Source organism: Arthrobacter dokdonellae (genome assembly GCF_003268655.1).
Lineage (GTDB): Bacteria > Actinomycetota > Actinomycetes > Actinomycetales > Micrococcaceae > Specibacter > Specibacter dokdonellae.
Window position 1 is genome coordinate 1,532,457 of the sequence record NZ_CP029642.1, and the last position, 23,638, is coordinate 1,556,094.

17 protein-coding genes and 1 tRNA gene are annotated in these 23,638 nt (G+C 68.3%); 14 read left to right on the plus strand and 4 right to left on the minus strand.

The genetic code is table 11. The features are described 5' to 3' along the window. The first annotated feature begins 363 nt into the window (after positions 1-363). Entirely contained in the window at positions 364-1,353 is a 990-nt protein-coding gene (locus DMB86_RS06835; RefSeq protein WP_227878636.1) for a TIGR01906 family membrane protein, read from the plus strand. A 190-nt stretch (positions 1,354-1,543) separates the two neighbouring features. On the opposite strand, the gene DMB86_RS06840 is transcribed toward DMB86_RS06835, so the two are convergent. Beyond that, complete coding sequence (locus DMB86_RS06840) at positions 1,544-3,286, minus strand: dolichyl-phosphate-mannose--protein mannosyltransferase (RefSeq protein WP_227878637.1); 1,743 nt, start codon at positions 3,284-3,286, stop codon at positions 1,544-1,546. A 223-nt stretch (positions 3,287-3,509) separates the two neighbouring features. Here DMB86_RS06840 and rsmI point away from each other — a divergent pair, with 223 nt between their 5' ends. Then, positions 3,510-4,304 (plus strand): 16S rRNA (cytidine(1402)-2'-O)-methyltransferase, encoded by a 795-nt coding sequence (gene rsmI, locus DMB86_RS06845; RefSeq protein ID WP_236783363.1) that lies wholly within the window; start codon positions 3,510-3,512, stop codon positions 4,302-4,304. 266 nt (positions 4,305-4,570) lie between these two features. After that, complete coding sequence (locus DMB86_RS06850) at positions 4,571-6,067, plus strand: NAD-dependent succinate-semialdehyde dehydrogenase (RefSeq protein ID WP_113717121.1); 1,497 nt, start codon at positions 4,571-4,573, stop codon at positions 6,065-6,067. Positions 6,068-6,290: 223 nt separating this feature from the next. Here DMB86_RS06850 and DMB86_RS06855 read toward each other — a convergent pair whose 3' ends face one another. Genes DMB86_RS06855 through DMB86_RS06865 form a run of 3 tightly spaced genes read right to left on the minus strand, consistent with a single transcriptional unit; the run spans position 6,291 to position 11,478 of the window. Beyond that, positions 6,291-8,843: a transglutaminase TgpA family protein gene (locus tag DMB86_RS06855; RefSeq protein ID WP_113717122.1), complete on the minus strand. Its 2,553-nt coding sequence runs from the start codon at positions 8,841-8,843 to the stop codon at positions 6,291-6,293. Further along, positions 8,840-10,258: a DUF58 domain-containing protein gene (locus DMB86_RS06860; protein WP_113717123.1), complete on the minus strand. Its 1,419-nt coding sequence runs from the start codon at positions 10,256-10,258 to the stop codon at positions 8,840-8,842. The genes DMB86_RS06855 and DMB86_RS06860 overlap by 4 nt, the downstream gene beginning before the upstream one ends. A 14-nt stretch (positions 10,259-10,272) precedes the next feature. Next, on the minus strand, positions 10,273-11,478 hold the full coding sequence (locus tag DMB86_RS06865; protein WP_171814404.1) for an AAA family ATPase: 1,206 nt from the start codon (positions 11,476-11,478) through the stop codon (positions 10,273-10,275). 152 nt (positions 11,479-11,630) lie between these two features. On the opposite strand from DMB86_RS06865, the gene DMB86_RS06870 reads away from it, so the two are divergent. The 11 genes from DMB86_RS06870 (at position 11,631) to pth (ending at position 23,573) form a co-directional block, all read left to right on the plus strand. Beyond that, on the plus strand, positions 11,631-12,539 hold the full coding sequence (locus tag DMB86_RS06870; protein WP_113717124.1) for a TatD family hydrolase: 909 nt from the start codon (positions 11,631-11,633) through the stop codon (positions 12,537-12,539). Between the two features lie 243 nt (positions 12,540-12,782). After that, entirely contained in the window at positions 12,783-13,973 is a 1,191-nt protein-coding gene (locus tag DMB86_RS06875; RefSeq protein ID WP_113717125.1) for a resuscitation-promoting factor, read from the plus strand. 465 nt (positions 13,974-14,438) lie between these two features. Continuing rightward, positions 14,439-15,317: a 16S rRNA (adenine(1518)-N(6)/adenine(1519)-N(6))-dimethyltransferase RsmA gene (gene rsmA / locus DMB86_RS06880; RefSeq protein ID WP_227878638.1), complete on the plus strand. Its 879-nt coding sequence runs from the start codon at positions 14,439-14,441 to the stop codon at positions 15,315-15,317. A gap of 20 nt (positions 15,318-15,337) precedes the next feature. Then, positions 15,338-16,342 carry a 4-(cytidine 5'-diphospho)-2-C-methyl-D-erythritol kinase gene (locus tag DMB86_RS06885; protein ID WP_418202322.1) on the plus strand — a complete coding sequence of 335 codons (1,005 nt, stop codon included), beginning with the start codon at positions 15,338-15,340 and terminating at the stop codon, positions 16,340-16,342. A gap of 24 nt (positions 16,343-16,366) precedes the next feature. Continuing rightward, positions 16,367-18,142 carry an ABC-F family ATP-binding cassette domain-containing protein gene (locus DMB86_RS06890; RefSeq protein WP_113717128.1) on the plus strand — a complete coding sequence of 592 codons (1,776 nt, stop codon included), beginning with the start codon at positions 16,367-16,369 and terminating at the stop codon, positions 18,140-18,142. A gap of 188 nt (positions 18,143-18,330) precedes the next feature. After that, a complete protein-coding gene (locus DMB86_RS06895) occupies positions 18,331-19,164 on the plus strand; it encodes a type IV toxin-antitoxin system AbiEi family antitoxin domain-containing protein (protein WP_129545487.1) in 834 nt (277 codons plus the stop codon). A gap of 146 nt (positions 19,165-19,310) precedes the next feature. Beyond that, positions 19,311-19,382: transfer RNA gene (locus tag DMB86_RS06900), tRNA-Gln, on the plus strand. A 209-nt stretch (positions 19,383-19,591) separates the two neighbouring features. Continuing rightward, the gene (glmU, locus tag DMB86_RS06905) at positions 19,592-20,968 is read left to right on the plus strand and encodes a bifunctional UDP-N-acetylglucosamine diphosphorylase/glucosamine-1-phosphate N-acetyltransferase GlmU (protein ID WP_236783364.1); all 1,377 of its coding nucleotides are present in this window, start codon (positions 19,592-19,594) and stop codon (positions 20,966-20,968) included. 40 nt (positions 20,969-21,008) lie between these two features. Further along, positions 21,009-21,989 (plus strand): ribose-phosphate diphosphokinase, encoded by a 981-nt coding sequence (locus DMB86_RS06910; RefSeq protein ID WP_113717130.1) that lies wholly within the window; start codon positions 21,009-21,011, stop codon positions 21,987-21,989. A gap of 382 nt (positions 21,990-22,371) precedes the next feature. Further along, positions 22,372-22,977 (plus strand): 50S ribosomal protein L25/general stress protein Ctc, encoded by a 606-nt coding sequence (locus tag DMB86_RS06915; RefSeq protein WP_113717131.1) that lies wholly within the window; start codon positions 22,372-22,374, stop codon positions 22,975-22,977. An 11-nt stretch (positions 22,978-22,988) separates the two neighbouring features. After that, positions 22,989-23,573: an aminoacyl-tRNA hydrolase gene (gene pth / locus DMB86_RS06920; RefSeq protein WP_113717132.1), complete on the plus strand. Its 585-nt coding sequence runs from the start codon at positions 22,989-22,991 to the stop codon at positions 23,571-23,573. The last annotated feature ends 65 nt before the right edge of the window (positions 23,574-23,638 follow it).

The following is a 23,638-nucleotide window of genomic DNA, read 5'->3' on the forward strand; positions in this document are numbered from 1 at the left end:
ACAGAGAACGAGCCCCGTAAGGCAACCGAAGAGCCCACCGCCAATTCAACGCCCCAGACAGCCGGCGCGGCTGCCATGCCCTGGAGGGGGGCATCGACCGCACCCGCTGGGGGCACGCCGGCGGCGGGAACTCTGGGGACAGGCGTGCCGGGTGCCGGTACACCCGACGCCGCGGCTCCTGAGGATGGCGCTCCGGACGACGGGGCTTTCGGCGACGGCGCTCCTGATTCCGGGGCTTTCGGCGACGCGCCTGGCCGCGCCACGCAAGGGCTTCCCACCGTGCCTTCGACTTCATCCGGCCCAGCGAAGCCCGCTGGCAGCAAAATCAAGATTGACATGCCCGCCGATGGGAGGCCGGAGCCCATGCGGCCCGCCACCCGGATGCCCAGGCTGCCGTTCGGGACCGGGACTGCCGGGACCGCGGCTTCGACCGGGACCGCGGCTTCGACCGGGCCCGTCGCCGGCGCGACGGCCGGCGCTGCAACTGCGCCTGCCACGTCCGCACCCGCCGGGGACGAGTCCGACGCCGAAGACAAGCGGGACGTCTTCGTGGAGCAGTCGCCCACCACCATGCTGCAGGTCCGCCCGCCGCAGGAGGAAGTGGACCGGCGCCTGGCCGCCCGCGAACAGGCCGCCAACACCAGGCCGGTGCTGCCGCGCGTGTTCCAGGTGCTGATGGCCGTGTTCTACCCAGTGGTCCTGCTGGTGCTGGCCATCCGTCTCGTCACGACCAACGCCTTCCTCTGGATCGAATACCACCGCCCGGGATTTCCCGCCGATACGTTTGGGTTCACCACCGACGACCGCCTCACCTACGGCTCCTACACGGTGGACTACCTGTTGAACTTTGCCGGTCCCCGCTACCTGGCAGACCTGGTCAACTCGCAGGGCAACCCCCTGTTCCTGGAACGCGAAGTGGCGCACATGGCGGACGTGAAGTCGCTGATCGACTTTGCCTTCCTGCTGGGTCTGGTCTTGGCCCTCCTCATGGTCATCGCCATTATCTACCTCTCGCGGCGCAGCGTGGGCGGGGTGCGCCGAGGGTTGTTTGCCGGTTCCATCGCCACCCTGGTGCTGATCATTGCCCTGGGCGTTCTGGCGCTCATGGGATGGGAGACGTTCTTCACCGACTTCCACAAGATCTTCTTCGCCAACGGCACCTGGACCTTCTATACGGACGACACCCTCATCCGGCTCTTCCCGAGCGACTTCTGGTCCGACGCCGGCATCTTCATCGGCGCCTTCGTGCTGGTGGTCTCCTCGCTGACCCTGGCCTTCACCTGGCCCACCAAGGACCGCCGCCACGCCGTGGCACGTGCCAAGCGCCCGGGGCGCCGCGCCGCAGCGCAGTAGCCCCCAACCTTGAGCCGCCCCGAGACGCTCGCTCAGTAAAGGGCCCTTTTCCTCCGACGCTCCTGCAGTTGTGGGGCCGTCAGGCGGGACGCCCGCTCAGCGCGGGCTGAAGGAGCGTCGGCGAAGGCGCCGTTTGCTGCAGGAGCGTGGCGAAGCGGCGCCATCAACTGCAGGAGCGTCGTGGGGGGCGTTAGATCCAGGACGGCAGCCACATGTGCTGGCGCCAGTAGTCGAACGGGATCACTTCGGCGGACCACAGCGGGTAGAAATAGGCGCTCAGGGCCACCGCCAGCACGACGAAGATGCCCGCGAAGAGCGCGCCCTGCTGCCTACGCCACGGTGGATCGGCCGCCTTGCCCAGGACCATGCCGAGCACCATGGTGACGCCCAGGATCATGTAAGGCTCGTAGGCGATGGCGTAGAAGAAGAAGATGGTCCGCTCCGGGTAGAGCAGCCACGGCACGAAGCCGGCCGCAAACCCGGTCAGGATGGCGGCCGCGCGCCAGTCGCGCCGGCCCAGCCAGATGCCGACAAGGAAGAGCAGGGCCAGCGTGCCGCCCCACCAGATCAGCGGGTTGCCCAGGCTGGTGACCATGGCGGCGCACTTGTCCGCCGTGCAGCCGGACTGCCCCTTGAGCGGGTACTGGGCGTAGAACGACGTCGGCCGGCCCATCACCAGCCACGACCATGCGTTTGCCTTGTACGGGTGGTCCGAATCCAGCCCGACGTGGAAGTTGTACGCCGTCAGGTGGTAGTGCCACAGGGACCGGAGCGACGCCGGCACCCACCCCCACGTTTCGCTCCGGTGGGTCGCTGCCCAGTTCCGGTCGTAGGCGTTCTTGGACAGGAACCAGCCGGTCCACGTGGACAGGTAGGTGACGGCGGCCACCGGGACCACCATGACAAATGCGAGAATTCCGTCCTTGAGAACGGCGCCGGTGACCCAGTACCTGATGCCGGCGATGCGACGGGCGCTCATGTCCCACACGACGCTCATCAGGCCAAAGGCCGCCAGGAAGAACAGCCCGGACCATTTAGTGCCGGTGCATAGGCCCAGCGCAACGCCGGCCGCAAGGCGCCACCACCTCATGCCCAGCCACGGGCCGTACAGCAGGTGCTTCGGCGGGACGCGGCCGTCGGGGGAGGTGAGGCAGGACAGGCGGTCGGCCAGCCGGCGTCGTCCGTCATCACGGTCCAGCAGCAGGGCGCCAAAGGCCACCAGCGCCCAGAACATGACAATAATGTCCAGCAGGGAGGTGCGCGACTGCACGATGGCGTGCCCGTCGACGGCGAACAGGAGCCCGGCGACGGCGCCCAGGAGGGTGGAGCGGAACATCTTTTGCGCGATCAGGGCCAGCAGGAAGATGGAGAGCGTGCCCACCAGCGCCGCCGAGAACCGCCAGCCGAACGTGCTGTCCGGGCCGAAGAGCCACATGCCGAACGCGATCATCCACTTGCCCACGGGCGGATGCACCACATATTCGGGCGTGCTTTGAAGGCCGCTGAAGTTGCCCTTGTTAAAGAGGTCGTTCGCCTTCTCGGACCAGTTGCGCTCGTAGCCGCTTTGCAGGTAACTGTAGGCGTCCTTGACGTAGTAGGTCTCGTCAAATACCAGCGAATGCGGCTGGCCAAGCCGGACGAAGCGGAGCACGCCGCCAATGACTGCTGTTAGCACAGGCGCCAGCCAGAACCAGAGGCGCAGGCTGGCCGGGGTGTCGCGGTAGCTGGCGCGGACGCCGGTCAGCCTTTGGATCAGGGCGGTTTGGCTGAAAGCCCGTGCGGGGTCGAGGACGCGGCTCGGTTCAGCCGGTGCTTTGCGGGCTGGCTGGCGGGTTGCCCCGTGGCGGGGGTGTCCCGGCGCGGAGCCGGCGGCGTGCGCTGCGGCGGGAAGGTCCCAGGCTGGGAGGTCGGGGTCCGCGATGTTGATGTGCACCCTGCCCATGCTACCCAAGTGCGGGCTGGCAGCTGGGGCCAACTACGCTGGTGTCATGGAAGAAGACCTGGACCTGGAACCCGCCGGCGCCGACGACGAACTTGACCCGGAGCTGGACGCCCTGGCGGAGTCGCCTTCCGATACGGAGCTGGACGCGTCGCTGGCGCCTGCGGCGGCGCCGGGGGAGGGCTACATCGTCCTGGCCGCCACCCCCATCGGGAACATGGGCGACGCGTCCGCCCGGCTGGTCTCCTGGCTCGGGAACGCGGACATCGTGGCCGCTGAGGACACGCGGCGCCTGCACCGGCTGGTCACGTCGCTGGGCATCGCGGTCTCCGGGCGGATTGTCAGCTACCACGAGCACAACGAGGCCGCCAAGACGCCCGAATTGCTGGCCCAGGTGCAGGCCGGCAAGGTCCTGCTGATGGTGACCGACGCTGGCATGCCCTCCGTCTCCGATCCCGGCTTCCGGCTGGTGGAAGCCGCCGTCGCCGCCGGGGTGCGCGTGACGGTGGCCCCGGGACCGTCTGCCGTCCTGACCGCGCTGGCCCTCTCCGGGCTGCCCACCGACCGCTTCTGCTTCGAGGGCTTCCTGCCACGCAAGTCGGGGGAGCGTGCCTCGAGGCTGCACGATCTGGCCCTGGAACCGCGCACCATGGTGTTCTTTGAGGCGCCTCACCGGCTCGAGGCCATGCTGCGGGCACTGCACACCGCCTTTGGTCCATCGCGCCAAGGCGCCGTGTGCCGCGAATTGACCAAGACGTACGAGGAAGTGATCCGCAAGCCGCTGTCCGGCCTGCTGGAGTGGGCCGAAGCCGCGGAGATCCGCGGCGAGATTGCCATCGTGGTCGCCGGCGCGCCGGCCGCCGACCCCGGCACGCCCGAGGACCACGTGGCGGCCGTGAACGAACTGCTGGGCCAAGGCATGCGCCTGAAGGAGGCAGTGGCGGTCATCGCCCACGACGTCCACGTCAGCAAGCGCGAGCTGTACAGCGCCGTCCTGGCAGCGCGAGGATAAGGAATCCGGCCACTTTGAAACGGAGCACGGTACGCCTCCAATGGTGCTCCACTTGAAGAGTGGCGCACCGTTGGGACCCAATGGCGCTCCAGTTCAAAGACTCTGTGTTCGAGCCAGCACTGTTGTACAGATGCACAGTCGAACGCCGTCGCATAGTGCGCACATGCGTAGACACTGCTGGCGCCGGAGAACTACCGTGAACGCTATAGCACCACGCTGCTGCCCACGCACCATGCCCGGGCCCGCCCACAGACAAAGGAGTCATCATGACCGTGACCGCTGCCACCGAACTGACCGAACGCGAAGGCGCCCTGCTGGCAGGCGTCCCCACCGGGCTGCTCATTGATGGCGTTTGGCGCCCGGCCGCGTCCGGCAAGACGTTCGACGTTGAGGACCCGTCGACGGGCAAGGTCCTGCTGACACTGGCCGACGCCGGCGCCGCCGACGGGGCCGCCGCGCTCGATGCCGCCGTCTCTGCACAGGACGCGTGGGCCGCCACCCCGCCCCGCGAACGCGGCGAGATCCTGCGCCGCGCCTTCGACATGGTCATGGCCCGCGCCGACGACTTTGCCCTTCTGATGACCCTGGAAATGGGCAAGCCTCTGGCCGAGTCCATGGGCGAGGTCAAATACGGTGCCGAATTCCTGCGGTGGTTCTCCGAGGAGGCCGTGCGCTCCTTCGGCCGCTACTCCGGCAACCCCGAAGGTACCGCCCAGATCCTGGTCCAGAAGAAGCCCGTGGGCCCCTGCCTGCTCATCACGCCCTGGAACTTCCCGCTCGCCATGGCCACGCGCAAGATCGCCCCCGCCATCGCCGCGGGCTGCACCATGGTCCTCAAGCCCGCCAACCTCACGCCGCTCACCAGCCAGCTCTTCGCACAGGTGCTGCTCGACGCCGGACTGCCGGCCGGGGTGCTCAACGTGATCGCGACGTCGACCGCCGGCGCCGTGACCGGACCACTGATCCAGGACCCGCGGCTGCGCAAGCTTTCCTTCACCGGATCCACGCCCGTGGGCCGCCGCCTGCTCGCCGACGCCTCCAACACGGTGTTGCGCACCTCGATGGAGCTCGGCGGCAACGCGCCCTTCCTGGTGTTCGACGACGCCGACCTTGACGCCGCCGTGGACGGGGCCATGGCCGCCAAGATGCGCAACATGGGCGAGGCCTGCACGGCCGCCAACCGCTTCCTGGTGCACGAAACCGTGGCCGAGGAATTTGCCGCCAAATTCGCCGCGAAGATGGGCGGGGCGGCGGTTGGACGGGGCACCGCGCCGGAGTCAAAGGTGGGGCCGTTGATCGATGCCAAGAGCCGCGAGAAGGTCCACTCGCTCGTGACGGATGCGCTGGCCGACGGCGCCCGCGCGGTGGTGGGCGGGGCTCCCGTGGACGGCCCCGGCTACTTCTACCAGCCCACCGTGCTGCAGGGCGTGGAGCCCGGCGCCCGCATCCTGACCGAGGAGATCTTCGGCCCCGTGGCCCCGATTGTCACGTTCAAGAATGAGGACGAAGCCGTGGCGCTGGCGAACGACACCGAATACGGCCTGGTCGCCTACGTCTTCACGAAGGATTACGCCCGCGGACTGCGCATGGCCAACCGGATCGAGACCGGCATGATGGGCCTGAACGCCGGCGTGATCTCCAATGCCGCTGCTCCGTTCGGCGGCGTCAAGCAGTCCGGCCTGGGTCGCGAAGGCAGCCTCGAAGGCATCGAGGAATATCAGTACACGCAGTACATTGGCTTCCCTAACCCGCATTCCGTCTGACCGGCTGCGAGGCTGAGTCCGCCGGAATCTCGGATTGCGACCGGCTCAGACGCCGCCATCCCAACCCGACATCGATTCCAGGTGTCGGGTTGGGCTTCGGTGGTGCAGATAATGCTGGCATGTCGCCGGCCAGTCGGCAGGAACTGAACCACCGAATTGGTTGAAGCGGTGGTTATCTCGAATCTCGGCCGGCGGGGCGGTGGTTATCTCGAACCTCGACGTGTCAGGGGGTGCGCTTGAACAAGGACGGCGGGAGCAGGACCGCCCGGAGGCGGCTCCAGAAGTCGGCCCGGCCGTTGAGCCGGCCGATGACGGTTTCCACGGCGTCGGCGAGGTCGTCGCGTCCGGCCGTGCGTTCCGCGGACGGCGGCCCGTAGATGGCATTTTCGTAGGCGTCGCGCAGCACGTCGGCGGCGGTCCGGACCACGGTCCGGGTGTAGCCGACGGAGTCACCGGCTGCGCCTGAGCCCTCGAGCCCGGCCAGCCGCGCAATGCCCGCGGCGTGCAGCGCCGGCGTCAGCGACGCGTCATAGCGATAGCCGTAGTCCACGGCCGAGGCCACGAACTCGCGCCATGCCAACAGCTCCGGCGCGTCCCGCGGATCGGCGACCACGACACCGGACCCGCCGACGCCACCGGCCCGCCGCGCTCCGCGCACGGAGCCGCCGCGCGCGGACCCGCCGCCGCCATGCAGCCCCTTCAGACCTCCCCCGCGCACCATGGCCAGGCGCCGGCGTCGCACCTGCAAGCGGGAGAAGGCGGGGGAGGCGAGGGCCAGCAGCACCAGGAACACGCCCACCAGCGAGGCGCTGATCCGTGCCGGCTGTGGGGTGGGCGCCACGGCTGCGGCAGCGGTGGTAGGGGCGGCCGGGGCGGAAGCAGCCGGCGAAGCAGTGGCGGTCGGGTTCGCATTGGCGCCATTGAGGAAGTCGTTCGGGCCGGCATTGGAGGCGCCGGGGACGTTGTCGCGGGCGTAGGAGGGAACGGACCCGCGGGAGGGCGTCGGCTCAAAGGGGACCCAGCCCAGGCCCTCGAAGTACAGCTCGGGCCAGGCATGGGCGTCGCGGCCGGACACCTGATAGCCCTGCAGGGTCTGCCCGTCCACCACCACGGACTCCGTCGTCCGTTCGCCGGGCGCGTATCCCACCGCAATCCGGGACGGGATCCCCAATTCGCGCGCCATCACGGCCATGGCGGCGGAAAAGTGCACGCAGTAGCCGGCCTTGACCTCCAGGAACTTGGCCAGCACGTTCATGCCGGCGCCGTCGTACCCCTTCTCCACGGGCGTCTTTTCGCTGTACGTAAAGAGTGGCGAGCGCAGGTAGTCCTGAATGGCCATGGCACGGTCATACGGTGTGGTCTTGCCCTTGGTGATGTCCTCGGCCGTGTTCTTCAGGATGGACGGGACGTTGCCCGGCAGTTGCAGGAAGATCGGATCCAGCCTGGCGTCAGGTTTTTGCGTGGCTGCTTCCAGCAGGGCCGGGGTCAGCGCGGGCATTGCGCTGGTGACCATGTACGACTGGCCCCGCGTGCTGCTGTCGCCTTGGGCGCGAATGGTCTGTGTGGCTGCGTTCCAGGCCCACGGCCCGCGCAGGTCGACCACCCCCGTCGCGCTCAGCGGCGCGGGCAGGAAGGCGCTGGCCAGATTCACCACGTCCACCCAGGTCTTGGTCACGACCTCCGGGACGGCCGGGTTGGACCCCAGTGCCGGCAGCAGCCCGCTGAGGACGGTCGTGGAGTCCTTCGCAACGGGTGACGGCTTCCAGACCTTTCCGGAAAAATCCTGCAGCGTGCTCATCCGCATGTACAGCGGCACGTCCGAGCTGCTCAGGTACGTCATGTTCACCGCGCCCGACTGCGCCCTGAGGTCGTTGCCAAGCGAAATCATCGGGTCCAGCCCGGCCACATTTCCGGCCGTGCCCAGCCGTGAACCCTGCGGGAACGATCCCGTGTCGAAACCCGGGATGGCAGCCGGCAGCAGCGCCGCCACCAGTACGACGGCGCCCCCCAGCATGGTTGCCCGCGCGAGCGTCCCGCTGCGGGCCCGGTTGGCGGCGGGGCGCAGCCTGCCGTCCGGGGCATACCAGCGGCAGCACCCGAGCAGCAGCAGGTAGCCTGCGCCGGCGCCTACGAACCCCGGCGCGCCAATGCCTTCCTGCGTGGTCAGCGACCCCGGCAGCAGCAGCAGCACCAGGCCGACGGCGCTGAACCCCGGCAGTGCCACGGTGATGGCCAGGGTGTCCACCAAAAGCGCGGCGAAGCCCACGCCGGCGCAGATCACAAACACCAGCCCCGGCTCCAAGGGCACGGGGGTGTTGTTGACCATGATGACGGCCGATGCCTCCGTGGCCAGGTCCACGGCCGCGTCCAGGGTCCGCGACGACGGGATCAGGCCCAGGTATGCGGTGCCGGCGAAGAAAGTCAGGGTCAGCCCCATGATCCATCCGGCCAGCGCGGCCAGCGGGGCGTAGGCGGCAAGGCGCGGCCAGCGCCGGACCAGGGCTGGAAGCAGCACTGTCATCGAGGCGACGACGAAGGCCTTGGGCATCCAGCCGGAGTCCAGCAGGACGTTTTGGAAACCCAGCGACGCGCCCATGACGGCACCGAGCACGGCCACGGCCAGCACCCACCGTGCCGGGCCCGTTTCCGGGCGGCCGAGGAACCGGCGCACGCGGCCGTGCCGGCCGCCCTCCCGGCCACCGCCCGCCCCGGGACCGGGCCGGCCGCCGTCGTGCGTGCCGTCGGGAGGGCGGGTGCCCGCGATGGTCCCGGTCATGGCCGCGCTCCAGGGTAAGCCGGGGCCGGCCCGCGCGGGTCGGAATCGAGGGGTGCCGGCCTGTGCGCCGCCGCGGGCACGTGGTGGAGGCTGCCGGTGGCGGGCGCGGGCAGTGCGGCGGGCGTGTCGAGGTCCATCCACGCCTGCAGCAGGGCGGTGTGCGGTGCGACGGCGAGGGCCTGCCAGCCGGCGCGGCGCAGGATGTTCAGGGGCTCTTCGACCTGCGCGGGGTCGGAGCACGCGACGAACGCGTACGCCCCTTCGGCCGCCTCGACGGCTGTGGCCAGGATCATGGCGTCGGCGTCCGTCAGCAGCCCTGTGATGGCGATGACCGGGCCGCGCCGGCGGGTCTGGATCAGCCTGTCGGCGAGAGCGTCCGCGAACGGGGCGGCCGCTTCGGCGCGGGCGGGTGCGGCCAGCTCCAGCGCCGCGAGCGACTGCGCCACGGCCAGCGCCCCCGACTGGCCGGCAAAGTCCTCCCGGCCCGGTTCGGTCGCCGAGCGCGAGGACGCGAAGCCGGGCCGGCCCTGATGGTCCAGCACGCGCAGCGCGTACGAGCGTTCCAGCAGGTGCGCGGCGATGGAAACCGCGGCCGTCACCGCCCACTCAAACGCGGGCGACGTGGCCAGGGCATCGGCTGCGCTCGGCGGCTTCGCGGCCCCGCCGTAGGCCCATGCCCGCTGGTCCAGCACCAGGGCCGCCTCGGGTGTCGTCACGGATTCCTCGGCGCGGACCATCAGCTTGCCCTGCCGTGCGGTGGCGGGCCAGTGCACGCGCCGCAGCGGGTCCCCGTGCCGGTACTCGCGGGTCATGACGTCGTCGTCGCTGGGGTTGGCCTGCTGGCGCGTCATGCGCGAACCGTCCTGCCCCCGCCCGCCCGTGAGCGAGATTTCCGGAAGGACGACGGCGGCCGGCGCCACCGTGAGCGGCTCGCCCTTGTCGAGTTCCCTGGTCAGCAGCGCGACGTCGAAGGGGTCGCCAAACCTGGCGGTCAGCGGGCCGATGGTGAAAACGCCGCGGCGGGTGGGGCGCAAGGTGTATTGGTAGCGGCTGAGCAGGCTGCGCGGGGTGACCGGATTCGGGTAGTCAAACCGCCGCACGTCAATGAGGTGGGCGGGCAGCTGTTCGGTAAGGCGCGCTGGGCCGCCGCCCGGGGTGGTCCCGTGCACGTCCACGGTGACGGACGCCGTCGTGCCGGCCTCCACAAAGGCGGGGGAGAAGCGCCGCTTGACGGTGAAGCCGGGGGACAGCAGCCGAAGGCCGGCGCTGGCCAGCGGCGGCAGGGCGAGCAGGAACACGGCGACCACCAGGAGGTCGCGGCGGCCCAGCAGCTGTGCGAGGAGCAGCGCCACCAGGCCCAGGGCGACCATCACCCAGCCGCGCGGCCGGAAAATCCTCTCGGGAATCCAGTTCATGGCCGTGCCGTGGCCTACCTCGCGCCGGGCCGGGCGCCCGGGAGACGGGCCGGCTGGGGCGCCTGGGCTGCCTGGGGCGCGGCGGGGACGGGCAGGCGGGCCAGGGCGTCGGCTATGACGTCGGCCGCGGTGGTGCCCATGCTCGCCGCCTTGCGGTCCACGATCAGCCGGTGGGCGAGGACATGCTCCGCCAGGTTGCGGATGTCGTCCGGAAGCACAAAGCGGCGCCCGGCCAGGGCGGCGGAGGCCTTGGCCGCGCGCAGCAGCTGCAGCAGGGCACGCGGGCTGGCGCCGAGCCGGAGGTGGTCGCTGGTGCGGGTGGCCTGGCCCAGGGCCACGGTGTATTCCTTGACGGCGGCGGAGACGTGCGTGGCCGCCACCACGTCCAGCATGGCCGCCACGTCCGCAGTGGTTGCCACGGCGCGCACGGCCTCGAGGGGGTTCACGGACTGGTGGGTTTCCAGCATGGCGAGTTCCGCCGTCGTATCCGGGTATCCCATGGAAATCCGGGCCATGAAGCGGTCGCGCTGGGCTTCCGGCAGCGGATACGTGCCTTCCATTTCGATCGGGTTCTGGGTGGCGACGACCATGAACGGTTCGTTCAGCGCGTATGACGTCCCGTCCACCGTGACCTGGTGCTCCTCCATGGACTCCAGCAGGGCCGACTGGGTCTTGGCCGAGGCGCGGTTGATCTCGTCGCCGATGACCAGGTTGGCGAAAATGGCGCCCGGGCGGAACTCAAAGCCATGGGCCGACTGGTTGTAGATGGACACGCCCGTGATGTCGCTCGGCAGCAGGTCCGGGGTGAACTGGATGCGGCTGACCGAACAGTCCAGCGTGCGGGCCAGCGCCTTGGCGAGCAGGGTCTTGCCCACGCCCGGCACGTCCTCCAACAGCAGGTGGCCGCGTGCCAGCATGACCGTCAGGGCCAGCTCCACGGCCTCTTCCTTGCCGTCGATCACCGTGTTCATGGCGGCCATGATGTCCCGGCTCAGCGCGGCGAACCGCTCGGCATCCATGGGACGTTGCCGCGGTGCCGTGGTGGGCTGCGCGGGCCGGTGGCCGTTGGGACTCGGCGCGGCTTGCCGGGCCTGCCAGGTTTGCTGTGATTGCTGCCCGGCGGCGTCCGGGCCGGCCGTGTCCGTCCCGGCCGTGTCCGTCCCGCCGGCGGCGTCCGGGCCGGAATTCTGTGCCGCCGTAAGTGTCTCGCGCGGGTGCATGCCCAACCTTTCAGGTCCGTTCGACCGCCCGTGTCGCCCGTGTGTGTCCCCGGGCCAGTGACTGCCTGTTTGTGACCTACGCTACTAGTATCTCTGGTTTGCGCCGTTTATGGCCGGGAACCCGAAGATAAACCCGGGTAAAATTGGCAACCATGTGCTCCCCTGACGTGCCCCGCCCCTACCGCCGAGACCAGTCCAGGGACCGGGACCCCAAGCCCGACGCCGGAAAACGCCGCCCGGGGTTCGCGCCCGCCCCCGAGGGCCTGCCCGTGCCGGTGTACGACAACCACACGCACTTTGACTTTGGCGACTCACCCGTTGCCCTGAAAGACGCGCTCGACGCCGCTGAGGCCGTCGGCATCTCCGGCGCCGTGCAGGTGGGCTGCGACCTGGAATCGTCCCGATTTACGGTCCGGGCCGTGGACAGGGATCCGCGCATTCTCGGCGCCGTGGCCATCCACCCCAACGATGCCCCCGAACTGGCCGGGGCCGGTGCCCTTGATGACGCGCTGGCGGAAATCGAAGCCCTGGCCGCGCACCCGCGGATCCGCGCCATCGGCGAGACCGGCCTGGACTATTTCCGGACCGGGCCCGACGGCGTTTCAGACCAGAAATACTCCTTCCGACGCCACATCGACATTGCCAAAAGGAGGGGGCTCGCGCTGCAAATCCACGATCGCGATGCCCACGGCGATGTTGTGGACGTTCTGCGGGAGGAGGGGGCGCCGTCGTGCGTGGTGTTCCACTGCTTCTCCGGAGACGCGGAGCTGGCCAGGATTTGTAACGAAATGGGGTGGTACATGTCATTTTCGGGCACCCTCACTTTTAAAAATGCAAGGAATTTGCGGGAGGCCCTCGACGTGGCCGATCCCGCGTTGATCATGGTCGAAACCGACGCCCCGTTCTTGACGCCTCATCCGCACCGCGGCCGCCCCAACGCCAGTTATATGCTGCCGTATACGGTGCAAAGCATGGCACAATTGACCGGCCGCGGACTGGACAGCCTGGGGATGCTGCTGCGGGCGAACACGGAGGCCGTCTACGGCTCCTGGGACGCGTAGCGAGGCGCTGTTGCCGTTATCAAATCTTGGCTATTTGGTAACGATCAGGTTACGCTGGGGGACTATTAGCCGGGGTCGGGGAAGGCCCACGGATGAAAAGCAGTGGGATCCACCGTTCATTTGGGTCCTGTCGCAGCCGTTCGCGATGGACATTTTTTTTGCCGTTATTTGCCTTGGGGCAAGACCGCGCAAGACTGCTCCGCCATTCCCCGTGCCCGGGTGCTCTAGTAGTTACGGGAACAAGTGACCAACCTCTTCGCCACAGACGGCAAGCTGAACTTTTTAAAGATTGCCGGGCAGGCCGCTGTCCTCGTAGCCCTCGTGGCGGGATTGTTGACCTTCACCGGTGCCAACAAGTCGATCAGCCTCACGGTTGACGGCACGGCAAGTTCGGTTTCCACTTTTGGCGGATCCGTGGCGCAGGTCCTGGACAAGGCCCACGTCAAGGTTGGTCCCAATGACAACGTCACCCCGGCACTGGACACCCCCGTGAAAAGCGGCACGGCCATCACCGTCGACACGGCCAAGCACATCACGGTGAACCTTGACGGCACCGAGCGCACCGTCACCACCACGTCCAACAAGATCCAGGGGCTGATCAGCCAACTGGGCGTCGCCGCCAACGCCCGCGTCTCCGCACCGGCCGACGCCCTCCTGGCCAGCGCCAGCGACATCAGCATCATCACGCCCAAGAAGGTCACCGTCATTGCCGACGGCAAGACGGACGTAAAGACCACTACCGCGGCCACTGTCTCCGACGTGCTGGCCGAGTCCGGCGTCAAGCTCGGCGCCACGGACATGATCTCGGTGCCGGCCGTGTCCGACGTCGTGGCCAACATGGTTGTCAAGGTCTCCCGCGTCAACAAGGCCGGGACGGCGTCCGAACAGTCGGCGCTGGCGTTCAAAACCCAGCAGACCGTCGACCCGACCATGTACAAGGACCAGACCAAGACCGTCCGCACCGGCGTGCCCGGTATGCTGGAAACCCTGTTCCACACAGTGGTCGTTGACGGCCATGTTGTCAGCCGCAGCGAGACCGGGACCAAGGTCCTGGCAGCACCGGTCGATGCTCAGGTTGCGGTGGGCTCCAAGTCCCGCCCGGCCCCGAAGCAGGCTGCCGCTGCCGCCCCGGCAGCGGCCCCGGCAGCCGCCCCGGCAGCGGCCAACACCGGAGCGGCTGCGCCCGCCATGGCCAACGAAGCGATGTGGGACCGCATCGCCCAGTGCGAGTCCGGCGGCAACTGGGCCATCAACACCGGCAACGGCTACTACGGCGGCCTGCAGTTCGACATCCAGACCTGGATCGGCAACGGCGGCGGTGCCTATGCCCCCAACGCCAGCCTGGCCACCAAGGGCCAGCAGATCGCCATCGCCAACAAGGTTTACGCGCAGCGGGGCCTCGGGCCCTGGGGCTGTGCAGGCGCTGCCGGCTGAGACCGCCTCGCTGAGGGCGGCGGCTGAGCAGGTCGAACCGGAGTTCATCGAAATACGTACAACTCTCCCCATGGCTGGCCAAGCCGCGGGGAGCGTTGCTTTTAAGCACCCATGATTGCGGCCGTCGAAACCCGCTGGTTGAGCTGGTGCTGGTCGCGACCTGGCCCTTCCTCGTCGGTTGTACCGCTATGGCGACAGCACTTCCTCCCACGCACCTTCCTCCCACGCGCTTCGGTGGCGCACAGAGAAGACGTGTCGGCGACCCGCCGGGCGCCCATGGTGCGGGTACGGCGACTTGTCCGGCGTCGGGCTCGCCGAACGTACGGATCTGGCGACCTGGCGAGCCGCCAACCCGCCAGATCTGTACGCTGGGAGAATTCGACCGCCGAAATGGTCGTCCGTGACGCCCCGGCCGCCGCAGGCGCCCCGACCCGCCGCATCTCCGGGAGCGGATACGATTGTCCAGTGACCTCGACCCAGCCCAGCCCCGCGACCCAGCCGCTCCTTGGCGCCGCCGAGATCCGCCGCCTGGCGGAGGAGATCGGCGTCCGACCCACCAAGACGCTGGGCCAGAACTTTGTCATCGACGGCAACACCATCCGCCGGATCGTGGCCGCCGCGAAGGTCGACCCGAACGAAACCGTCCTGGAGGTGGGCCCCGGGTTGGGCTCCCTGACACTGGGCCTGCTGGACGCCGCCGCGCGCGTGGTGGCCGTGGAGATTGACCCCGTCCTGGCCGCCAAGCTGCCGTCCACCGTGACCGCGTTCCGGCCGGAGAAGGCGGGCAACCTCGACGTCGTGCTGGCGGACGCCATGCGCGTCACGGAGCTTCCGGCCCAGCCCACCGCGCTGGTGGCCAACCTGCCGTACAACGTCGCGGTGCCGGTGGTGCTGCACCTGCTGGAGCACTTTCCGTCGCTGGAGCACGGACTGGTCATGGTCCAGGACGAGGTGGCTGACCGCATGGTGGCCGGACCCGGATCCAAGACCTATGGGGTGCCCTCGGCCAAGGGCGCCTGGTATTCGCAGATGCGCAAGGCCGGCGTGATTGGCATGAACGTGTTTTGGCCGGCCCCGAAGATTTCCTCCGGCCTGGTGGAGTTCACCCGCCGCGAGCCACCCGTGACCAGGGCTTCCCGCGCGCAGGTGTTTGCCGTGGTCGACGCCGCCTTCGCCCAGCGCCGCAAAACGCTGCGCGCCGCGCTGGCCGGCTGGGCCGGCGGCGCCGCGGAGGCCGAACGCTGCCTCCGTGAAGCCGGCGTGGATCCGACCGCCCGCGGCGAAGTGATCGACGTGGCCGCCTTTGCCCGCATCGCCGAGGCCAAGATCCCGATGACGGCGTAGGCAAGGCATCCATGGAACCCCTGAACCCCGGCGACAGCCGGCCTGCGGACCTTTTCACCGAGGCCTTCGGCGCGGAGTACGACTGGACGGGGCAGCCCAAACACGTCCGAGCCCAGGCACCCGGCAAGATCAACGCGTCCTTCCGCGTGGGCCCGCTGCGCGACGACGGCTACCACTCTGTTTCCAGTACCTACCTGGCAGTGTCGCTCTATGAAGAGGTCCTGGCCACGGCCAAGCCCGGCACGCCGTCCAGCGACGTCACCGTCGGCGTCAGCGCGCAAAGCACGCTGGCCCCGGAGCTGCTGGCGGGGATTCCCCTGGATGCGTCCAACCTTGCCGTCCGGGCCGCCCAACTCGTCGCAGACGTCAGCGAGAACGCCTGCGGCGTGCACCTGGAAATCACCAAGCGCGTGCCCATCGCGGGCGGCATGGGCGGGGGATCGGCGGACGCGGCGGCGGCGCTCGTGGCGTGCGACGCCCTCTGGCACACGGGCCTGTCCCGGGAGGAACTCTCCCTCATCGCTGCCGAGCTCGGCGCGGACGTGCCGTTCGCGCTGTTGGGGGGTGCCGCCGTCGGGCTTGGTGTGGGGGACAGGCTCACGTCCGCCCTGGCGCCGGAACCGCTGCACTGGGTCCTGGTCGAATCGGGCTTCGGGCTGTCCACGCCGGTGGTCTATGGCGCGCTGGACTCGCTGCGCGCCGGGGCCGAGCCCGCGGAGCCGGAGCAGGTGGATCCGGCCATCCTGGCGGCCCTGCGCGCGGCGGACCCGCTGCTGCTTGCCCCCTGCCTGGCCAACGACCTCCAGCCCGCGGCGCTGCACCTGGCCCCGGCGCTGAAGGACGTGCTCGACGCCGGAACGCGGCTGGGTGCCCTGGCCTCCCTGGTCTCGGGGTCCGGACCCACCGTGGCCATGCTCGCGAGGGACCGGGCGCATGCGCTGGACCTGGTCGCCCAGCTGGCCGGCGACGGCTTGGACGCCCAGGCCGTGGAGGGCCCCGTGCACGGCGCGCAACGAATAGTTTGATTACCTTAATGAAAGTGGTTTGACGTGGCACACCTCCTTGGTGGAGAAAATCTAAGCATCGCCTTTGCCACCCGCAGTGTCCTGGACAGTGTCACGGTGGGGCTTGAAGAGGGCGACCGCATCGGCATCGTCGGCCGCAACGGCGACGGCAAGTCCACGCTGATGCGCCTGCTGGCCGGGCGGCAGACCGCGGACTCCGGGCGCGTGACCGTGCGCGCCGGCGTGCATGTGGGCTACCTGGACCAGTCGGACGTGCTCGACGGCGAGAGCACCGTGGGGTTCGCGATCGTGGGCGAAGCCGCGGACCACGAATGGGCCTCCAACCGGAAAATCCGGGAGATCATGGGCGCGCTGGTGGGCGAGGTGGACTGGCATGCGAACATCCATTCGCTCTCCGGCGGGCAGAAACGGCGGGTGGCCCTGGCCAAGCTGCTGATCGGCGACGACGACGTCATCATGCTGGATGAGCCGACCAACCACCTGGACGTGGAGGGCGTGGCGTGGCTGGCCAAGCACCTGCAGCAGCGGTGGCGGGCCAACGAGGGCGCCTTCGTGGTGGTCACCCACGACCGCTGGTTCCTCGACGAAGTCTGCAACCGCACCTGGGAAGTGCACGACGCCGTGATTGACCCCTTCGACGGCGGATATGCGGCGTATGTGCTGGCCCGCGCCGAACGTGACCGCATGAACTCCGTCATTGAGAATAAGCGCGTGCAGCTGGTCAAGAAGGAACTGGCATGGCTGCGCCGCGGCGCGCCGGCCCGCACGGCGAAGCCGAAGTTCCGCATTGAGGCCGCCAACGCCATCATCGCCGACGTCCCGGAACCGCGTGACACCGTTGCGCTCTCCCGCATGGCCACTGCACGGCAGGGCAAGGACGTGCTGGACCTGGAGAACGTGTCCCTGTCGTATGGGGAGAATGAGATCTTCAAGAACATCACGCTGCGTCTGGCTCCCGGGGAGCGGCTGGGGCTGGTCGGCGTGAACGGTGCGGGCAAGACCACGCTGCTGCGCCTGCTCAACGGCGAGGTCCCGCCGTCGTCCGGCCGGCTCAAACGCGGCAAGACGGTGCAGACTGCCGTGTTGACGCAGGAGGTCCGCGAGCTGGACGACGTTCTGGACCTGCGCGTGCTGGAGGTCATTGAGCGGGAGAAGCGGTCCTTTGAGGTGGGCGGCAAGGACATGACGGCCGGGGCGCTGGTGGAGCAGCTCGGGTTTACCAAGGACAAGCAGTGGACGCCGGTGCGGGATTTGTCCGGCGGGGAGCGGCGGCGGCTGCAGCTGCTGCGCCTGCTGGTCGGCGAACCAAACGTGCTGATGCTTGACGAGCCAACGAACGATCTGGACACGGACACCCTGGCGGCTGTGGAGGACGTGCTGGACGGCTGGCCGGGGACGCTGGTGGTGGTATCGCACGACAGGTACCTGCTGGAGCGCGTCACCGACCACCAGATGGCGATGCTGGGCGACGGCAAGCTGCGCGGGCTGCCCGGGGGAGTGGACCAGTACCTGGAGCTGCGCGAGGAGGCGTTGTCGGCATCAAAGCCTGCGGCCTCACGGGTTGCCGGGCCGTCCGGGCCGTCCGAGGCGGAGAAACGCGACGCCCGCAAGAACCTGAACCGCGTGGAGCGCCAGCTGTCCAAGCTGGCCGCCGCCGAGTCGAAGGTGCACGCCCAGATGGCCGCGAAGGTGGGCGACTACGATGCCCTGGCCGAGCTGAATGCGAAGCTGGCCGAGCTGGCGGGTGAGAAGGAGACGCTGGAGCTGGAATGGCTCCAGGCCTCAGAAGTGCTCGAGTAGCGCTTGGACAGGTGCGCGCCGTTGGACCACAACGGAGCTCCACTTTTGAAGTGGAGCGTTGTAGGGCAGCATTGCGGCTCCCGTCCAAAGTGGCAGGCGTCCCTCCACAGGCGCCGCGGCCCCGGACTTGTCCACATTCCGTGGCGACAAGACTGCGGGCGTGGCGGGTTTCGCCGCAAGCTGGGACCATGGACACTCTCACCAGCCGAAAGCCTGTGGAAGCCGTCATTGCGGCCATGGGATCAACCACTGCCCGGCGCCCGGACCTGATCAAGCGAGGCTTGACCGACTGGGACCTGCAAAGGGCCGTCGCGGAGGGGCGGGTGCGCCGCCTGGCCAGGTCCGTCTACGCCCTGCCGGACGCCACCGCCTTTGACGTGCTGCTGGCGACGAACCAAGCCCAACTCGGCTGCTTCAGCAGGGCGGAAAAGATGGGCTTGTGGGTCTTGAATACGCCGCCGATTCCGCATGTGGCGGTGATTCACGGGCGGCCGGTGCCCGGGTGCAAGGTGCACCGGTTCAAGGGCAGGCTCACACTGTGGGATGTACTGCGCCATTGCGTCCAGTGCGGAACCGAACTGGAAGCGCTGTGCGCGGTGGAGTCGGCCCTGGTGAAGAAGAAGTGCACCATGTCCCAACTGCGGCGCGTTTTCGACAAGCGCAAGGATGCGGCCATGCGGCGCATCCTGGACAAGGTTGACCCCCAATCCCAGTCCATCGCCGAGACGTGCGGGCGATACTGTCTCCGCGACGCCGGCTTCAATGTCCAGGGGCAGGCCTCGGTCCGTGGGATGGGGCATCTGGATTTGCTGGTTGAGGGCATTCTGGGTGTTGAAACGGATGGTGAAAAGTACCACAACTCGGCATCGGCCTGGGCCGAGGACCTGCGCAGGCTCAACGTCCTGACCATCCGGGACGTGCCAACCCTGCACGTCAAGGCCAGCGACGCCATGTATCACCCCGAGGTCATGGTGGAACTGGTCCGGAACGCGCTCCGCACCCTGGAAAACAGGCGCCATTGATGGCGTACGGCGCTCCACTTGAAAAGTGGAGCCCCGTACGCAGCCTACGGCGCTCCAGTTCAAAGCGGTTGCCAAGTCGCGAAACCGGCGCCCGCCGTGGCACACTATATTCTCGTGGGTTGCACCTGTTCGGCAGCAGCCCACATTCCGCCCTGGTGTAACGGCAGCACCCCAGCCTTTGGAGCTGTGGAGTATAGGTTCGAATCCTATGGGCGGAACCCGGCCCGAGTCAGGCTCCAGCAGCCCGCATCCTGAACAGGCGGTGGACGGGCACCGGCCGCGAACGGGTAACATGGGATTGTTTCCCATTGCGTACGTTTTTCACGGACCTGTGTCCGGGCAGGAGTGCCACTTAGTGAGCCCCCAAGACAACAATTCTTTCCAACCCGCCGCCGTGATCGTGCTGGCAGCCGGCGCCGGAACAAGGATGAAGTCCCGCTTACCCAAGATCCTGCACCCCATTGGCGGCACCTCCATGGTGGGCCACGCATTGGCCGCGGCGCGTGGGCTGAACCCGGAGCGGTTGGCCGTGGTGGTCCGTTTTGAACGCGACCAGGTCGCGGCGCACATCGCAGAATTGGACGCTGGCGCACTGATCGTCGATCAGGACGAGGTCCCGGGCACCGGCCGTGCCGTCCAGGCCGCGCTTGAGGCACTGGACGCGGAAACCGAAACTGAAGGCACCGTGGTGGTCACCTATGGCGACGTCCCGCTGCTGACCACCGAACTTCTCGAAGAGCTGACGGCCACCCATCAAAGGGACAACAACGCCGTCACGGTCCTTACGGCGGTCCTGGACGATGCCGCCGGCTACGGCCGCATCCTGCGCCACGAAGAGGACGGCACGGTCCTGGGCATCCGCGAGCACAAGGACGCCAGCGACGCCGAACGTGAAATTGGCGAAATCAATTCCGGCATCTACGCCTTTGACGCCAAGGTCCTGCGCGAGGCACTCAAGCACGTCACCACCGACAACAACCAGGGTGAGATGTACCTCACCGATGTGCTGGGCCTGGCCCGGGCGCGCGGCGGACGCGTCGCCGCCGTGGTCACCGCGGACCGCTGGCAGGTCGAAGGCGCCAATGACCGCGTCCAGCTCGCCGCGCTGGGCGCAGAGCACAACCGCCGCATCGTTGAAGGCTGGATGCGCCGCGGCGTCACCGTCATCGACCCTGCCACCACCTGGATCGACTCCACCGTGGAACTCGACGAGGACGTCACCATCCTGCCCGGCACCCAGCTGCACGGAAAAACGACGGTGGCGAGGGACGCCGTCGTCGGTCCGGACTCGACGCTGACCGACGTGGCGATCGCCGACGGCGCGGAGGTCACCCGGACGCACGGTTCCGGCGCCATCATCGGGGCCGGCGCGCACGTGGGCCCGTTCACCTACCTGCGCCCGGGCACGGTGCTGGGCGCGGACGGCAAGATCGGCGCCTTTTACGAGACCAAGAATGTGACGATCGGCCGCGGCTCCAAGCTCAGCCACCTCGGGTATGCCGGCGATGCCGAAATTGGTGAGGACACCAACATTGGCTGCGGGAACATCACGGCCAACTACGACGGCGTGAACAAGCACCGCACGGTGATCGGCTCGGGCGTGCGCACCGGTTCCAACACCGTCTTTGTCGCTCCGGTGACCGTGGGGGACGGTGCCTTCACCGGGGCGGGGGCAGTGGTCCGCAAGGATGTTCCGGCCGGCGCCTTGAGCGTCACTGTGGCCCCGCAGCGCAACGCGGAAGGCTGGACCGAGGCGCACCGCCCCGGCAGCATCTCCGCCGCGGCGGCCGTCAAATCCAACTAAAGACTTCTCACCGCCCCCACCACCGCAAGAAAGCGAACCCATGAGCGAACTGAGCTACAACGGCGACAAGAAACTGGTGTTGGCGTCCGGCCGAGCCCACCCTGAACTGGCCGAAGAAGTGGCGCGCTGCCTGAACACCGAGCTGCTGCCGATGTCAGCCTACGATTTTGCCAACGGTGAGATCTACGTCCGCTCGGGGGAGAGCGTGCGCGGCAAGGAAGTGTTCATCATCCAGGCCCACCCGGCGCCGCTGAACAACTGGCTCATGGAGCAGCTGATCATGGTGGACTCGATGAAGCGCGCCTCCGCCCGCCGCATCACCGTGGTGGCACCGTTCTACCCCTACGCCCGACAGGACAAGAAGGGCCGCGGCCGCGAGCCGATCTCCGCACGCCTCGTGGCGGACCTCTACAAGACGGCCGGCGCCGACCGCATCATGAGCGTGGACCTGCACACCGCCCAGATCCAGGGCTTCTTTGACGGCCCCGTGGACCACCTGTTCGCCATCCCGCTGCTGGCCGAACACATCCGCAAAATGGTGGGGGACGACGCCGTCACCGTGGTTTCGCCCGACACCGGACGTGTGCGGGTGGCTGAGCAGTGGGCCGAACGGCTGGGCGGGGCGCCGCTGGCGTTCGTGCACAAGTCGCGCGATCTGACCGTGCCGAACCAGGCCGTCTCCAAGACCGTGGTGGGCCAGGTCGAGGACCGCACCTGTGTGCTCATCGACGACATGATCGACACCGGCGGCACCATCGCCGGGGCCGTCCGCGTGCTCAAGGACGCCGGTGCCAAGGACGTCATCATCGCCGCCACCCACGCCGTGTTCTCCGACCCGGCCGCCGAACGCCTTGCCAACTGCGGCGCGCGCGAGGTGGTTGTCACCAACACGCTGCCCATCCCGGCCGAGAAGCGCTTCCCCACGCTGACGGTGCTTTCGATCGCGCCCCTGCTGGCACGCGCCATCAAGGAAGTCTTCGAGGACGGCTCTGTCACGTCCCTGTTCGACGGCAACGCGTAACATTCGGCAGCGGTCCAGGAGTTCCCTCGGCGACTTTCCGGCCATCGGCCGCGGGCGGCCTCGGCCTCCCTGACGTCGCCTACGGAAACCCCGGGACCGCTGCCTGTCCCGTTGATTCGACCCGGGAGCCGGAGTCGGCATTTTTTGTAGGCCGGCGTAAAGGAGACGCCAAAGGCCGCCTGCGGCCGACGCGTCGGATAGCCGGACGGAAAAATGCTGGGCCGGCGCCATGTCATCGGTCTGCTAAACTTGCACGGTAAACCTTGGCGAGGGACGCTCGTAGCGTCCGTGATCGACTGGGTCCCACAGCTCCTTCAAGCTTTGACGGATTGTGTTGACCTGTTTAGTCCACGCCCACATCAAAGTATGAAGGAGCTTTTTCATGTCTGACTTGAACCTCACTGCGGAAACCCGCAGCGAATTTGGCAAGGGTGCTGCCCGCCGCATCCGCCGCGCCGCGCAGATCCCCGCAGTCATCTACGGCCACGGCGCCGCCCCGCTGCACATCGTCCTGCCGGAGCGCGCCACCGTCCGTGCCATCCGCGGCGCCAACGCACTGCTGACCATAACGGTCGACGGCGCGGAGCACCTGGCCCTGGTCAAGGACGTCCAGCGCGACCCCGTGCTGCAGATCGTCGAGCACATCGACCTGCTGACCGTGAAGAAAGGCGAGAAGGTCATTGTTGACGTTCCCGTCGTCCTCGTCGGCGAGCCGGCCCCGGCCGTCGTCGTGAACCAGGAAGAAATGTCCGTCAGCCTCTCCGCGGACGCCACGCACCTGCCGGCCCACGTCGAGGTCGACATCACCGGCCGCGAAGCCGGCCAGCACGTGCTTGCCAGCGACCTGGTCCTGCCGGCCAACGTCGAACTGCTGACCGACCCGTCGCTGCTGGTCGTGCACCTCGCCGAGCCGGCCGTCTCCGGCGCCGACGAGGCCGCCGATGCAGCTGTTGCCGAGGCCGCATCGGCCGCTTCCGCAGCGGAGTAACAGCTACTCATATGGGCAACACCTGGCTGGTAGTCGGGCTCGGAAATCCCGGGCCCGGCTACAGCCGTAACCGGCACAATATTGGTTACCTGGTGGTTGAGGAACTTGCCTCCCGCCTCGGCGCCACGTTCAAGACCCACAAATCGCGCGCCCTCGTGGCCGAAGCGCGCCTCGGCATCGGCGGCCCCAAGCTCATCCTCGCCAAGCCCGGTACGTTCATGAACCTGGCCGGAGGGCCGACGGCGGCACTCGCCAAGTTCTTCGACGTCCCGGCCGACCACGTGGTGGCCGTCCATGACGAGATCGACATCCCGTTTGACACGGTCAAGTTAAAATTGGGCGGCAGCGAGGGCGGCCACAACGGGCTGCGCGACATTTCCAAGACCCTGGGCACCAAGGACTACTACCGGATCCGCGCCGGAGTGGGGCGCCCTCCCGGCCGGGCGGACGCCGCCAGCCACGTGCTGAAGGATTTTTCCAGCACCGAAAACAAGGACCTCCCCTTCCTGGTCGGCAACGCAGCCGACGCCGCGGAGCTCCTCATCACCGGCGGACTGGTCGCCGCGCAGCAGAAGTTTCACGGCACGGAGCACTGACCCGGATCGTCCGTTTCGACTGCGAATCCAACAGATTTTCAAGAAATCTCCCAATCTTGCATCGT

Bases quoted from the DNA above. Each gene is read 5' to 3' on its own strand.
- DMB86_RS06915 (WP_113717131.1), top strand. From the start codon at position 22,372: ATGTCTGACTTGAACCTCACTGCGGAAACCCGCAGCGAATTTGGCAAG.
- DMB86_RS06870 (WP_113717124.1), top strand. From the start codon at position 11,631: ATGTGCTCCCCTGACGTGCCCCGCCCCTACCGCCGAGACCAGTCCAGG.
- pth (WP_113717132.1), top strand. From the start codon at position 22,989: ATGGGCAACACCTGGCTGGTAGTCGGGCTCGGAAATCCCGGGCCCGGC.
- DMB86_RS06855 (WP_113717122.1), bottom strand. From the start codon at position 8,843: ATGACCGGGACCATCGCGGGCACCCGCCCTCCCGACGGCACGCACGAC.
- glmU (WP_236783364.1), top strand. From the start codon at position 19,592: ATGAAGTCCCGCTTACCCAAGATCCTGCACCCCATTGGCGGCACCTCC.
- DMB86_RS06910 (WP_113717130.1), top strand. From the start codon at position 21,009: ATGAGCGAACTGAGCTACAACGGCGACAAGAAACTGGTGTTGGCGTCC.
- DMB86_RS06865 (WP_171814404.1), bottom strand. From the start codon at position 11,478: ATGCACCCGCGCGAGACACTTACGGCGGCACAGAATTCCGGCCCGGAC.
- DMB86_RS06835 (WP_227878636.1), top strand. From the start codon at position 364: ATGCGGCCCGCCACCCGGATGCCCAGGCTGCCGTTCGGGACCGGGACT.
- DMB86_RS06895 (WP_129545487.1), top strand. From the start codon at position 18,331: ATGGACACTCTCACCAGCCGAAAGCCTGTGGAAGCCGTCATTGCGGCC.
- DMB86_RS06860 (WP_113717123.1), bottom strand. From the start codon at position 10,258: ATGAACTGGATTCCCGAGAGGATTTTCCGGCCGCGCGGCTGGGTGATG.
- rsmI (WP_236783363.1), top strand. From the start codon at position 3,510: ATGGGCGACGCGTCCGCCCGGCTGGTCTCCTGGCTCGGGAACGCGGAC.
- DMB86_RS06850 (WP_113717121.1), top strand. From the start codon at position 4,571: ATGACCGTGACCGCTGCCACCGAACTGACCGAACGCGAAGGCGCCCTG.